We start from the raw sequence: 13,725 nt of genomic DNA on the forward strand, positions 1-13,725 counted from the left end.
AACCCATGGGCTACGGAAACTACTCGCACGCCGCCCACACGGCACTCATCGCCGACCGCGCCGCGAGACCGGGCGCGGAAGTCTTCACGCAGCGTTCCACGCATCCGCTGATGAACCCGCAAGGGCTCAAGGTGCGCGAGTCGCGCGACAACGCCGACCATCCGAACTCGCTGGGCATCGCCTTCGCGCTCGACGTGACGGGCTCCATGGGCGACATCCCGCAGCTCCTCGCGCGCCGCGAGCTGCCCACCTTCATGAAGCTGCTGACCGATTGCGGCGTGGCGGACCCGCAGCTCCTGTTCATGGCCATCGGCGACGCCAACTCCGACCATGCACCGCTGCAGGTCGGCCAGTTCGAATCGACCGCCAACCTCATGGACCAGTGGCTCACCTGGAGCTACCTGGAAGGCGGTGGCGGCGGCACCGGCGAGGAAAGCTACGAGCTCGCCTTCTACGTGATGGCGCAGCACACCGACATGGACTGCTGGGTCAAGCGCAGGAAGCGCGGCTACCTGTTCGTGACCGGCGACGAGCTGCCCTATCCGGCCGTCTCGCGCCACCAGATCGAGGGCCTCATCGGCGAGAAACTCGACGAGGACATTCCCATCGAGGAAGTCATCGCCGCCGCGGCCGAGACCACGCATCTGTTCTTCCTTATCCCCGACGCGCAGCGCCGCCGCCGCTGCGAAGGCCGCTGGCGCGAACTGCTGGGCGACCACGTCATCTGCATGGACTCGCCCGACGACGCCTGCGCCGTGGCCGCCGGCATCGTCGCCCTCACCGAGAAGGCCGTGCCCAGCCTCGAAGCGCTGGCCGGCGTGATGAGCGCCACCGGCATGGAGAAGGAACGCGTGGGCGGCGTGCTGCACGCACTCGACGCCTATGCCGCGCTGCTCGACCCGGGCGCGCCACGTCATGCGCCGCCCAGCGTGGCGGCGACCGCGGCCGGTGCGCGCTCGTCGTGGTGGAAGCGGTTGTTCGGCTGACGGCCGTGTGACGGCGCACGCTCGTACGCACTACGTCTCGCTGCTGGGCCTCGGCTTCGGGGACTGCGGCAAGGGGCTCTTCACCGACCACCTCGGCGGCGCGCTGGACGCCCACACCGTGGTGCGCTTCAACGGCGGCGCACAGGCCGGGCACAACGTCGTGCTGGCCGACGGGCGGCACCACACCTTCTCGCAGTTCGGCGCCGGCAGCTTCCATGCGGGCGTGGGCACCGTACTTGCGAGCCCGGTGGTCGTGCACCCCACGGCGCTGCGCGTGGAGGAAGCCGCGCTGCGCCGGGTCGGCGTGGAAGACGCCTTCGGGCGGCTGCTCGTCGACGCGCGCTGCCGCGTGACCACGCCGTTCCACCAGGCCGCAGGCCGCCTGCGCGAATTGGAACGGGGCGAGGCCGCGCACGGCAGCTGCGGCGTCGGCGTGGGCGAGACCGCGCGGCAGGCGCTGGCCTCGCCCGATGAAGCGCTGCGCTATGGCGATCTGCGCGATCCTGCACGTGCATTCGAAAAGATCGAAGCGCTGCGCACCGCGCTTCTGCACGAGTTCGCGGCCAGCCCGGCGCTGCGGCACGCCCATGCCGCGCAGGAAATCGCCATGCTGCGCGACGACACGCTTGCGCGCCGCTGGCTCGAAGCCGCCGCACCATGCGTGGCGCAATCGCCGCCCGCGAGCATCGACCGCATCGCCGAACGCCTCGCGCGGTCCGGCACCGTGATCTTCGAGGGCGCCCAGGGCGTGCTGCTCGACGAATGGCACGGCTTCCATCCGCACACCACCTGGAGCACCATCTCGACCGCCGCCGTCGAAGCCGTGCTGCACGATGCCGGCATCGACGCCCCCGTCCAGCATCTGGGCGTGCTGCGCAGCTACCTCACGCGCCACGGCCCGGGCCCGCTGCCCACGCACGACCGCATGCTCGATGCGCGGCTGGCCGAACCGCACAACGCCGACGAAGGCTGGCAGGGCGCATTCCGCAGGGGGCACCCCGATGCGGTGCTGCTGCGCTATGCGCTCGATGTGGTCGGAACGCTCGACGGGCTGGCGGTGAGTCACCTGGATGCCATCGAGAGGGCAGGTTTGCGATGGTGCGCGGGCTATCGTACGGACGATGCGGGGCGGATCGCTTCGCTGCCCCTGGGCGGCGTGCGGGACCTCGATCACCAGCAGGCGCTGACGCAGTTGCTGCAAAGCGCCGAGCCGATCTACGAGCCGCATTTCATCGCCACGCCGCACGCGTGGGTGGAGCACGCAGAGGCGCTCAGCGGCCTGCCGGTTCGTTTCGGCTCCTTCGGGCCGACGCGGGAGAGCGTGCGAGGGCGCAAGCACCTGCCCTGATCGAGAACGCGGGGGCAGCCGGCGGCGGCGCGTGACCTGTCCATTCAGCGGCAAAAAAGCGGGTTCTGTTGCAACGAGCGCCTCGTTCCGGGCTCCTGGCATGCCGGCCGACGTCTCTGTACGCCTGCTACCGGCTTGTCGAGATGTGACTTTGTGCGGCAGTTTCTTACAATGCGTTGCGTTTCACTTCGCCGGTGCAACCCAAATCGCGCCTTCGTACATTCACCGCGCCCGCTCATGCCCTCGTCCAGACTTGCCTGCTTCTGCGTTCGCAATGCCCGCCTGGCCGCAGGCCTGATTTCCGCTGTGGCGTTGGCCGCTTGTGGCGGTGGCGGAGGCGGTGGCGGAGGCGGTGCGGGCAGCGGGGCATTCTTCGTTCCCCCCGCGCAGCAGCCCGCCGCGCCTGCGCCCGGCGGCACGTCCGGCGAATCCACCGTCCTGATGCGCATCAAGCCGGAGGCGGTCGGCGGCAACTGCACCCTGGGCGGTGCACGCGTCGAGGCTGGCCTGGACGCCGACAACGATCACGTGCTCGCGGACAGCGAAGTCACGTCCACCCAGTACATCTGCAACGCCACCGCCGGGGCGGATGGCCTCAGCACGCTGGTGCGCATGCGGGCCGAGCCTGCCGGCAGCAACTGCGCGCAGGGCGGCTCGCAGGTGCTGGCCGGCAAGGACCTGAACCGCAATGAGGTGCTCGAGGATGCGGAGGTGACGAGTTCTGCATACGTCTGCGGCGGTGCGCCGGGCGCCACCGGCGCAGCGGGTGCTGTAGGGTCGAATGGCCGCGACAGCCTGCTCGCATTCGCCGCCGAAGCACCGGGCGGCACCTGCGCCTATGGCGGTCAACGAGTGCAGTCCGGGCTGGACCTGAACGCCAACGGCGTGCTCGACGCCGCGGAGGTCACGGCCACGGCCTACGTGTGCGCGGCCGCGCCGGCCGACACGCGCTGGGTCAGCGTCACCGCCTCGAGTTTCCAGACCGAGTCGAACACCGGCTATCAGGCGAATTCGAGCACCGGCGTCACGCTCACGCTGCCGCCCGCGCCCACGGTGGGCGATTGGATCAAGGTGGTGGGTGTGGGCAGCGGCGGGTGGACCATCGCGCAGAACGCGGGGCAGCGCATCGACACGCGCGGCCTGCCCGGCGGAACGGACTTCGACTGGCGCGCGGTGGCGCCCGCCGTTAACTGGAGCGGCCTGGCCTCTTCAGCCGATGCCACCCGCCTGGCGGCAGTATCCAGCAGCGGCGAGCTGTACACCTCGGATGATTCCGGTGCGACCTGGATCCCGCGCCTCATGGGACAGCCCTGGAGTGGGATCGCTTCTTCCAGCGATGGCCTGTCGCTGATCGCTGCATCCAACGGCGGTGCGCTTTACCGCTCGGCCGATGGCGGCCTCAACTGGACCAACGACGGATCGTCCCGGGCCTGGAGCGCGGTGGCCAGTTCCGCCGACGGGTCGCGCTTGGTCGCGACCGCCTACCTCGGGCAGATCTGGACCTCGGCGGACGGCGGTGGCAGTTGGACGGCGCGTGAGTCGAGCCGCGCCTGGCGCGCCGTGGCCTCTTCGGCCGATGGACGGGTTCTGGTGGCGGCCACCAATGGCTCCCAGCTGTTTGTCTCGACCGACTATGGCGTGAGCTGGGCCGCGCGCGCGAGCGGCCAGTTCTGGTGGTCGGTGGCGGCATCGGCGGACGGCAGCACCCTGTACGCCACCGTGGACACGGGCGCGATCTGGCTCTCCACCGATTCGGGTGCCACATGGGAAGCGCAGACCGTCAGCCGTGATTGGCGAGGCATTGCCACGTCCGCCGACGGCCGCTACGTCGTGGCCGCCACCAGCGGTGGCCGCCTGTACGAGTCCAGCGACAGCGGCCGGACCTGGCGCGCGACCAGCGACGGCGGTAGCTGGACTGCGGTCGCGAGCAGCACCGACGGCCTGAAGGTGGCCGCCGCCAAGGCGGGCTCGGCCATCCAGCTCGGCACGCGTCGCACTTCGACCACCCTCGGCACGGCCGGGTCGATTTCCGGAGGGCAACAGGACTCGCTGGAGCTGCAATACGTGGGAGGCGGCGTGTTCACGCCCGTCGGCTATGTGCTGGCCAATGCGGCATTCGTCGTTCGCTGAAGCCGCAGGCCCACGACCAACCGATGCCGCACCCGCGCCTCACCACGCATACCCCGCCTGCAGCCGCGCGGCAACCCTGCTCCCGTTCCCGCTGCTCGTAGCCGTCGAAACCCCCACGCCCAGGTTCAGGTTGTCGCTGACCTGATAGCCGAAGGCCACGCCCACCCCCGACGCGCCCGCGTAGTTCCCCACGGCGGCGCCCATCCATTTCTTCCCTGCAGCCAATGTCGGCATCGACGGCATGGCCAGCGCCGCCGCGACGCCCTGCGCGGCGAAGGCGTTCGCCTGGCTGGTCGCGTTGGCCACCGCCTGCTGCAGCTGGCCGAGGTTGACGGCGTCGGTGGCCAGCAGGCCGGGCGCGACATTCGCGATGCCGCGCAACTGGTTGGTGGCTGCGTTGCCGACCGACACGGTGTTGTCCCGGTCGGCCACGGAGCCCTGGCCCAGCGCCACCGCGTTGTTGCCGCTGGCCAGCGTGTTGGCGCCCAGCGCGACGGCGTTGTTGCCGGTGGCCACGGCGTTGTTGCCGACGGCGGTGGTCGGGTCGGCCAGCGCCTTCGCGCCCGCGCCGATGGCGACCGAGCCCGCATGGTTGGCCTGCGCGCCGTTGCCGACGGCCACGGTGTTCTCGCCGCTGGCCTGCGCGTTGGTGCCCATCGAGGTGCTGCCCGCGCCGCTGGCGCCCGCGCCAGGGCCGCAGGCCACCGAGCCGCTTGCGCTCACCGCGCACACGCCGCTGGACAGGGCCTGGTTCATCAGCGACTGCAGCGCGCTGACCTGCTGCACGGTGAAGTTGTTGGCGGTGGTGACGGCCGTCTGCTGCGCCTGCTGCACCTGGCCGACGTTGGCCGCGTCGCTGCTCGCCTGGCCGGCGGCCACGTTGTTGATGGTGGTGCCCGCGCCGCCGTTGGCGTTGAGCTGCAGCGCGGTGCCGCCGGCGCCGTACTGCGCCGAGTTCTGGGCGAGGCCCAGGGCGGTGTCGGAGGTCTGCTGCACGGTGTGGAGCTGGCTGCCGTTGACTGCGTCGGTGCTGGTGGCGTTCACCGCGCCCGCGCTCACGTTGACGAGGGTGCGCGTCTGGCCCGCCGAGCCGAAGGAAACCGTGTTCGCCGCGGTGGCGACCGAGTTGGCGCCGATGGCGATGCTGTTGGCAGCGCCGGCCGCGACCTGGCTGCCCGAGCCGATGGCCACGCCGCCGGTGGCCAGTGCCGACGCGCCGGCGGAACCGTTGTAGGCGCCGCCGATCGCCGTGCTGCCGTTGCCCGATGCCACCGCGCCCCGGGTGGTGCCCGATGCGCTGCCGATGGCGACCGCCGAGGTGCCCGATGCCTGTGCGCCGCTGCCGCCGGCCGTGCCGGGGAAGCCGCAGCAGCCTTCCGCGCCCTGGCCTCCCGCGCCGACCGCGATGGCACCGCTGGCCGAAGCCTGCGCGCCGCTGCCGCCGGCGCCGCCCGTGCCACCCGCGAAGCCCTGGCCGGCAGTGCCGCCGCCGCCGATGGCCGTCGCGCCGTTCGCGCTCGCGCTGGCGCCGGCTCCGCCTATGCCGCCGCTTCCGCCGGCGGTTCCGTTGCTGCCGCCGCCGCCCGCGCCGATGGCGGTGGCGCCGTCACCCTGGACCGTGGCGGCGGCACCGCCGCTGGAACTCGTCCAGCCTGGCTGGTTGGGCCCCGGGTTGCCCGGTGCGCCGGCCACATAGCCTGCCGCGTGGGCGCTTCCGATGGCGAGCAATGCGGCGGCCTGCAGGCTTCTGAATACGTGTTTGGGCTGAATGGTCATGAGTTCCTCCTTCGCTGAAACGGCAGATAGACAAAAAAACTGCACGAGTGTGTGTTTTTGTTTCCAGTGCCGCCATCCCCGAGAACTGGTAAATCCGGCCCTTTCGGGGCCGTTCATGAGCCTTCGCCTGCCGGGCTGTCGTTCGGCGGGAATGCGAAGGGCGGCCGCCGCGATCGGACTGCTCAGCGCCCCGCGCGGGCGCCCTCGTCGCGATAGCCTTGCGGCGTCACCCCGTGCTGGCGCGCGAACGCGCGCTGCAGCGCATCCACCGAGCGGAAGCCGCTGCGGTTGGCGATCTTCTCCTGCGTCCAGCCCGTCTGCCGCAGCAGTTGCGCGGCGGCGGCCACGCGGGTCTGCTCGACGAAGCGCGCGGGCGTGCAGCCGGTCTGGGTGGCGAAGGCGCGCGCGAAATTGCGCGGGCTCATCTGCACGCGCCCTGCCATCGCCTCGACCGAGAGGTCTTCCTGCGGATGCGTGCGTATCCACGCGACCAGCTCGCGCAGCCGATGGCTCGCCGTGGCCTGTGCCTCCAGTGCCTGGCTCAGTTGCGGCTGCTCGCCGCCGCGCAGCATCGGCAGCGCCAGCGTGCGGGCGATGTCCATCGACACTGCATGGCCCAGGTCGTCTTCCACGAGGGCCAGCGCCAGCTCGATGCCGGTGGTGACGCCGGCGGAGGTCCACATCGGGCCGTCCTGCACGTAGATTCGCTCGCGCTGCACGCGCACCCCCGGGCGCAGCTGCTGCAGCATGTCGCAGGCGCTCCAGTGCGTGGTGGCCTCGCGCCCGTCGAGCAGGCCGGCGGCTGCGAGCGCGAAGGCTCCGGTGCATACGCTGCCCACGCGGCGCACGCGCGGCGCGACCTCGGCGATCCATTCGCTCACCTTCTGTTCGAGGATGGCAGAGCGCACCGAGGGCTCGTCGCCGCCGGCCACGATCAGCGTGTCGATCGCGGCTGGCAGTTCGCGCAGCGCCAGCGTGCCCGCGAAGCTCAGGCCGCCGTTGGTGGGCACGCTGCCGCCCGCGGGCGACGCGATGTGCAGCCGATAAGTGCCGGGGCGCATCTGCTCGGCCTTGCTGAAGACGCTGGCCGGGCCGGCGATGTCGATGGCCTCGACGCCATCGAAGGCGAGCAGCACCACCGCGCCGCCGGCGCCATGGCTGGCAGAAACAGCGGCTTCTTCGTCCTTGTGGGGCAGGGTGGGCATTCGTAGTCTCAGGGCATTGCTTGCAGCCATGGAGGAACGGCGATGTTCACGGGGTCATTTTCACGCGCGCTGGTTGCCGCCGGCATGGCGGTGCTCGTTCTGGCGGGCTGCTCCTCCGGCGCGCCGCTGCCGCCACCGCCGCGCGACGATGCGGCCACGCTCCAGCGCGACCAGCAGGCCTTCGTCGATGCGATGAAGCCTCGCAGCCCGGGCGGCAGCCGGCCGGTGATCGCCGTGCTCGCGTCCAACGACGGCACCGAAATGACCGACCTGCTCCTGCCGCACGCGGTGCTCGGGCGTGCCGACATCGCCGACGTGCGCATCGTGGCTCCGCGCGCCGGCCGCGTCGACCTGTTTCCCGCGCTGCAGGTGGACGGCGCGCAGGACTTCGCCGGCTTCGACCGCACGCATCCCGCCGGTGCCGACTACGTGATCGTCCCCGCGATGATGAAGGACGATGCGCCCGAGATCACCGCCTGGCTGCGGCGGCAGTCGCAGCAGGGCGCGCGGGTGATCGGCGTGTGTTCCGGCGCGCTTGTGGTGGGGCAGGCCGGCCTGCTCGACGGCCGGCGCTTCGCGGGCCACTGGTACGACCGCGGCACGCTGCTGAAGCGCCATGCTGGCTCGACGCACTTGCCGCACCGGCGCTACGTGGTGGACCGCGGCGTGGCCACCACCACCGGCATCACCGCGTCGGTGCCCACGATGCTGGCGCTGGTGGAGGCCATCGGCGGACGCGAGAAGGCCTCCGCACTCGCGGCCGAACTGGGCGTGGCCTCGTGGAGCCCGGTGCACGACAGCACGCCCTTCGGCCTCGATGCCGGCAAGCGCTTCGCCTACCTGCTCAACAAGGCCGCGTTCTGGCGCGTCGAGCGCTGGAGCGTCGAGGTGCGCGACGGCATGGACGATGTCTCGCTCGCGCTCGCCACGGATGCGTGGGAGCGCACGGGGCGCGTGCGTGTCGAGGCCGTGTCGACTTCGGGGCCGGTCAGGCTGCGCAGCGGACTGGTGCTGCTGGCCCGGCCCGCCGCCGGCGACGACGCGCCCCGGCTGCCCCTGTCGGCCACGCTCAAGCCGGTGCCGCAGCTCGACCGCACGCTGTGCGAGATCGCCGGCCGCCACGGCGATGCGCGGCGCGACTGGGTGATGCTGGAGATGGAGTACCCGGCGCAGCAAGGCGCCGCCTGCGCCGGGTGACCGCGCCGGGCGGGGATACGGGGCAGCGCCGGCTGGCCGCCTAGGCGTTGCTGGTCGCGCGCACTTCCTCGATGCTGGTCTGCCCGGCCAGCACCTTCTCGATGCCGTCCTGGCGCAGCGTGCGCATGCCTTCCTGCAACGCGGCCTGCTGGAGTTCCTCGGCGCGCGCGCCGGTCTGCACCAGCCGCCGCAGCGTCTTCGACATGCTCATCAGCTCGTGGATGCCCACGCGGCCCTTGAAACCGGTGTCGCCGCAGTGCTTGCAGCCCTTGCTGGTGTAGGTGTGCAGCCGCCCGTCGCGGCCATGGCGCTGCACCCAGCCGGCCAGCACCGCCTGGCGCTGGGCCGCGTCGCGCTGCTGCTCGGGGCCGAAGGCGTGCATGTAGTCGTCCAGCAGTTCCTCTACAGCCTCGGGGCTCGCGGGCGTGCCGGTGGTGCACTGCGTGCACAGGCGGCGCACCAGCCGCTGGGCGAGCACGGCCAGCAGCGAGTCGGCGAAATTGAACGGGTCCATGCCCATGTCCAGCAGGCGGGTGACGGTCTCGGGCGCGCTGTTGGTGTGCAGGGTCGAGAGCACCAGATGGCCTGTCAGCGAGGCCTCGATGGCGGTCTTGGCGGTTTCCTCGTCGCGGATCTCGCCGACCATGATCACGTCCGGGTCGGCGCGCACGAAGGCGCGCAGCGCCTTGGCGAAGGTCCAGTCGATGCGCGGGTTGATCTGCACCTGCCGCAGCCCGGCCTGCGTGATTTCCACCGGATCTTCCGCGGTCCAGATCTTGCGCTCGGGCGTGTTGATGTGCATCAGCGCCGAGTGCAGCGTGGTGGTCTTGCCCGAGCCCGTGGGGCCCACGCACAGCACCATGCCGTAGGGGCGCTCGACCGCCTTCGTCAGCTGCGCGAGGTTGTCGGGCGACAGGCCCAGCCGGTCCATCGGAATGGGCTTGGCCGACGCCAGGATGCGCATCACCACGTCTTCGAGGCCGTTGTTGGTGGGAATGGTCGCCACGCGCAGCTCGATGCGGTGCTGTGGCGAGTACTTCGCGAAGTTGATCTTGCCGTCCTGCGGATTGCGCTTCTCGCTGATGTCGAGGTCGCACATGATCTTCACGCGCGCGACGATCGCGTTGCGGTAGCTCGGCGGCAGCTCCAGGTAGGTGTAGAGCAGGCCGTCGCGCCGGAAGCGGATGCGGGTCTTTTCCTGGCCCGGGTAGCTCTCGATGTGGATGTCGGAGACGCCCTCGCGGTGCGCCTCGATGATCATGCTGTTGATCATGCGCACCAGCGAGTTGTCCGACTGCTCGATGGGCGCCTCGCTTGCCGCCGGCGGCGCGGCGACTTCCTTCTCCAGCGTCTGCAGCAGCTCGCTCGTGCCGGCCACGTCGAAGTCCAGCGGCTGGCTCGGGTCGAAGTGGGCCGCGAAGGGGTTGGGCGCCGCGCCCGTGTGCTCGCCGATCTTCTCGTACACCGCGTTCAGCACGCCGTCGAGGTCCAGGCACTGGCCCACCACCGGCGTGACCTTCAGCTGCGCGATGAACTCCACCTCGTCGAGCGCCGAATGCCGACTGGTCGGATCGTCGATGGCGACGATGAGCCGCCCCTCGTGCAGCATCAGCGGCATGACCTGCAGCCGCCGCGCCACCGCGTGCGGCAGCTTGCGCAGCGCCTCGGCCGCCGGCGGATAGAGATGCAGGTTGACCAGCGGATAGCCCATCTTGCGAACCAGCGCCGTCTGCAACTGGCCCCGGCTCACCACGCCCATGCGCACCAGCGTCTCGCCCAGCGGCACCATCGGGTCCAGCTTCTGCCGGTCCAGGCCCGCGCGAAGCTGCTCCTGCGTGACCATCCCCAGCGAGATGAGCGCCTCGCCGATGCGCGCGATGGGCGTGCGGCTCTGGGCCTCCAGCGCGTTCAGCAATTGCTCCGGCATGACGACTTCGTTGATGGACATGGGGGACGTTCTCCTGCTCGATTTCGTGCATGGATCGTAGAGCGTGATCGGGTCCATTGCCACAGGTTCGAGCTTGAGTACGCAAGTACTCAAGTCAACAACGAGTTAACTCGTGACGGCAACCGGCGGCACGGTCCGTGCGCCGGATTTCCTTTCGTCCTACGGGCAGCAACCGCCGCTTCGCCAAACATCGCCGGAATGCATCGATTGATATTTGCCACCACTGCGCTGGTGGGCATGCTCGGCTTCGCGGCGAGGGCAGAGCCCATCAAGCTGCCTGTAGACAGCGACGAGAAGGGCTCCGTCTACGTCGCCCCCAACGTCAATCCCACCGAGACATCGGCCACCGTCAACGGCGCCACCGTCGGCGTACAGCGCCCCGACGGCAGCGGCACCTACATCGGCACCGACACCTCCACGCCCCGGCCCACGTACTCGCTGGGCGCGAGCACCGGCGGCAACGTGTCGTTCTCGGGGGGCGTGCAGTCGGATGGAAAGGCCAACAACGGCGTGAAGGCCGGTGTGACGATCAAGTACTGAGCGCGGATCAGACCAGCGTGCCGTACACGATGAAGCCGTCGTGCGTCGCGACCTTGTCGTAGAGCGTGCGGCCCGCCGTGTTGGTCACGTGTGTCTGCCAGTACACGCGATGGCCGCCCGCGAGCTTCACGCGCTCGTACACACCGCTGATCAGCTGGCGGCCGACGCCCCTGCCGCGTTCGGAAGGCAGGGTGAACAGGTCCTGCAGGTAGCAGGTCGGCTCCAGCCGGGTGGTGCTGCGGTGAAAGAGGTAGTGGGTGAGGCCGACCAGTTGCCCGTCGCGCTCGGCGACCAGCGCATGCACGGGTTCGTAGGCGTCGAAGAAGCGCTGCCAGGTGGCCTGCGTGATCTCGTCGGCTAGGGCGCTCGGGCCCTCTCGGCCGTAGAAGGCGTTGTAGCCGTCCCAGAGCGGCTTCCATGCCGCGTAGTCGGCGGCCACTGGCGGGCGGATCAACAGGGAAGAGGTCATGGCGTCGTCGAGTCGCGTTGAAAGCTGCGATTGCAACACGAGCGGACGCGGTCCTTCTTCAGCTTTCCCGGTTTTCTATTTCTCGTCGCGCAGCCAGTACCACTTGTAGAGCATGCGCTGCCCCATGCGCCTGAACGGCGCGAACGCACGCGACTCCACCACGCCGAGCACGTTGGGAAAGGGCAGCTGCGAGTGGTAGATGGGAAGCTCGAACACCTCCCGGCCGGCGTCCTTGCCCGCCACGCGCTCGGCCAGCCGCTTGCCGGCCCAGGTCGAGAACGACACGCCGTTGCCGCCGTAGCCCACCGCGTACCAGATGCTCTTGCTCGCATCGGGCTGGGTGATGCGCGGCATCATGTCGTGGCTCATGTCGACCCAGCCCCACCACGAGTAGTCGATGCGGATGCCCGCCAGCGGCGGGAACTTGCGCGCGATGGCGTCGGTAAGCAGCTTCAGGTGCACCGCGCCCTCGGCGTCGGCACCGCTCACCGCGCTGCGGCTGCCGATCTGCAGCCGGTTGCCTTCGAGCAGCCGGTAGTAGAAGCGCAGCGTGCGCGTGTCGGTCAGGAATGTCTTCGAGCGGAAGTTGGTGGCCTGCAGTTCCGCATCGGTCAGCGGGCGCGTGACCACCGAGTTCGACAGGATAGGCATGATCCGGTCCTTCAGCATCGGGTTCAGCGCCTGCCCCGTGTAGCCGCCGGTGCACACCGCCACGCGGCGCGCGCGCACCACGCCGCCGGGCGTGCGCAGGTGGTGCACGCCGTCGATGGTCTGCCAGCCCTGCACCGGGCTCGATGTGTGCACCTTCACGCCCAGCGCGCGGGCGCGCCGCATCAGGCCGAAGGTGAACTTCAGCGGGTGGATGCCGATGCCCTCGGCCTCGTACAGCGCACCGACCGTCTCGCGCTCATCGCAGTAGTCGCGCCGCACTTCCTCCGCGCTCATCATGCGGGTGGCGTAGCCGAACTTCTCGCGCATCAGCCGCGCCTCGGCGTCGAGGATGGGCAGCTTCTCCTTGCGGTGCGCAAGATAGAGATGGCCGCCGTCGCAGGCGTCGCAGGCGATCTGCGTGGTGAGGTGGCGGAAGTTCTCGAAGCCGCTGCGGATCTCGGCGTCGAGCTTCTTCGCGGTGTCGAAGCCCCAGCGCTCGATCCATTGCGAGCGCTTGAGCCGGCCGCTCGCGTTCTGCCCCTGGCCGCCACTGCGGCTGGAGCAGCCCCAGGCTGCCTGGTTGGCTTCGAGCACCGTGGCCTGTATGCCGTGCTCCTGCGCGAGGTACAGCGCTGTCGACATTCCGGTCGCGCCCGAGCCGATGACGGCCACGTCGACGTCGATGTCCTGCGTGAGCGGGCCGTCGTCCTCCGGCGGCGTTCCGGCGCTCGCTACCCACCAGGTGGGCGCGTAGGCGCGGCCGGCGCCGGGGTCGGGGGCCAGAAGCGGGTCGTACTGCGGGTCGTAGGGGCGGGACGGTGCCTTGGGCTGCTGCTGATGCTGGAGCGCCGCGCTGTCGATGCTGGCCGCGCTGGCGTCCAGGCGGCGCGCAGTGCTTGTCGTGGTCATGAAAGGCTCCAGTCGAAGAAGAGAGCTGTAGAACGGTTCACTTGGCGGCGGGCAGGTTGGGCCGAGCCTTGCGGAACACGTTCTTCAGGTGGATCTTTCCGTCCTTGAAGGTGAAGACGTCGATGCCGTCGGTCTCGATGCGGCTGCCGTCGGCGGCCGTGCCGGTGAAGGTCCACTGCGATGTGCCGAAGTCGCCATGCACGAAGTGCACGCCGTTTTTCCATTGCGCGTCCGGCACCGTGGCCCAGGCCGCGGCGAAGGCCGTGCGCACCGCAGCAGTGCCGACGTGGCGCGTGCCGCAGGCATCAGGGCCGGCGGCGGTCTGGAAGATGCAGTCGGGCGTCATGAAGCTCATCAGCGCGTCGATGTCGTGGCGGTTCCAGGCGTCGCTGAAGGCGGCGAGGGTGTCGGTGGTCACTGCGGGCGTTGCGGAAGAAGAAGGCATGGCGGTTGCACTGAGGCTGGGGAGTTCGATGGAGGCAAGAGTAGGCAGCGGGGTGCCGGCGCGATAGGGCCAGTTGCGGAGATTCGACCGAGCCAGAACGCCACGGATGCGCCACGGATCG

General features: G+C 70.2%; 11 protein-coding genes. 5 read left to right on the forward strand and 6 right to left on the reverse strand.

Features of this window, described 5'->3' with window-relative positions:
- Window positions 1-5: 5 nt before the first annotated feature.
- From ACAM57_RS08555 to ACAM57_RS08565, 3 genes are all read left to right on the forward strand, one after another.
- The gene (locus tag ACAM57_RS08555) at window positions 6-986 is read left to right on the forward strand and encodes a VWA domain-containing protein (RefSeq protein ID WP_369661339.1); all 981 of its coding nucleotides are present in this window, start codon (window positions 6-8) and stop codon (window positions 984-986) included.
- Between the two features lie 7 nt (window positions 987-993).
- Window positions 994-2,334 carry an adenylosuccinate synthetase gene (locus tag ACAM57_RS08560; protein WP_369661340.1) on the forward strand — a complete coding sequence of 447 codons (1,341 nt, stop codon included), beginning with the start codon at window positions 994-996 and terminating at the stop codon, window positions 2,332-2,334.
- A gap of 237 nt (window positions 2,335-2,571) precedes the next feature.
- Entirely contained in the window at window positions 2,572-4,464 is a 1,893-nt protein-coding gene (locus tag ACAM57_RS08565; protein WP_369661341.1) for a WD40/YVTN/BNR-like repeat-containing protein, read from the forward strand.
- 39 nt (window positions 4,465-4,503) lie between these two features.
- On the opposite strand, the gene ACAM57_RS08570 is transcribed toward ACAM57_RS08565, so the two are convergent.
- Together ACAM57_RS08570 and ACAM57_RS08575 are read right to left on the reverse strand one after the other, a co-directional pair.
- Window positions 4,504-6,240: a YadA family autotransporter adhesin gene (locus ACAM57_RS08570; RefSeq protein ID WP_369661342.1), complete on the reverse strand. Its 1,737-nt coding sequence runs from the start codon at window positions 6,238-6,240 to the stop codon at window positions 4,504-4,506.
- Between the two features lie 182 nt (window positions 6,241-6,422).
- Complete coding sequence (locus ACAM57_RS08575) at window positions 6,423-7,445, reverse strand: GlxA family transcriptional regulator (RefSeq protein ID WP_369661343.1); 1,023 nt, start codon at window positions 7,443-7,445, stop codon at window positions 6,423-6,425.
- A 42-nt stretch (window positions 7,446-7,487) separates the two neighbouring features.
- On the opposite strand from ACAM57_RS08575, the gene ACAM57_RS08580 reads away from it, so the two are divergent.
- The gene (locus tag ACAM57_RS08580; protein WP_369661344.1) at window positions 7,488-8,642 is read left to right on the forward strand and encodes a DJ-1/PfpI family protein; all 1,155 of its coding nucleotides are present in this window, start codon (window positions 7,488-7,490) and stop codon (window positions 8,640-8,642) included.
- Between the two features lie 40 nt (window positions 8,643-8,682).
- Here ACAM57_RS08580 and ACAM57_RS08585 read toward each other — a convergent pair whose 3' ends face one another.
- The gene (locus ACAM57_RS08585) at window positions 8,683-10,590 is read right to left on the reverse strand and encodes a GspE/PulE family protein (protein WP_369661345.1); all 1,908 of its coding nucleotides are present in this window, start codon (window positions 10,588-10,590) and stop codon (window positions 8,683-8,685) included.
- 198 nt (window positions 10,591-10,788) lie between these two features.
- Between ACAM57_RS08585 and ACAM57_RS08590 the strand changes: the two genes are divergently transcribed.
- Window positions 10,789-11,130, forward strand: coding sequence for a hypothetical protein (locus ACAM57_RS08590; protein WP_184641576.1), 342 nt, complete (start codon window positions 10,789-10,791; stop codon window positions 11,128-11,130).
- Between the two features lie 7 nt (window positions 11,131-11,137).
- Here ACAM57_RS08590 and ACAM57_RS08595 read toward each other — a convergent pair whose 3' ends face one another.
- The 3 genes from ACAM57_RS08595 to ACAM57_RS08605 form a co-directional block, all read right to left on the reverse strand.
- Window positions 11,138-11,599 carry an N-acetyltransferase family protein gene (locus tag ACAM57_RS08595; protein WP_369661346.1) on the reverse strand — a complete coding sequence of 154 codons (462 nt, stop codon included), beginning with the start codon at window positions 11,597-11,599 and terminating at the stop codon, window positions 11,138-11,140.
- Window positions 11,600-11,674: 75 nt separating this feature from the next.
- A complete protein-coding gene (locus ACAM57_RS08600; protein ID WP_369661347.1) occupies window positions 11,675-13,159 on the reverse strand; it encodes an NAD(P)/FAD-dependent oxidoreductase in 1,485 nt (494 codons plus the stop codon).
- Window positions 13,160-13,196: 37 nt separating this feature from the next.
- Window positions 13,197-13,604, reverse strand: a complete 408-nt coding sequence (locus ACAM57_RS08605; RefSeq protein WP_369661348.1) for a nuclear transport factor 2 family protein — start codon at window positions 13,602-13,604, stop codon at window positions 13,197-13,199.
- Between the last annotated feature and the right edge of the window lie 121 nt (window positions 13,605-13,725).

This window comes from Variovorax sp. V15 (assembly GCF_041154425.1).
In the GTDB taxonomy this organism is placed as follows: domain Bacteria; phylum Pseudomonadota; class Gammaproteobacteria; order Burkholderiales; family Burkholderiaceae_C; genus Variovorax; species Variovorax guangxiensis.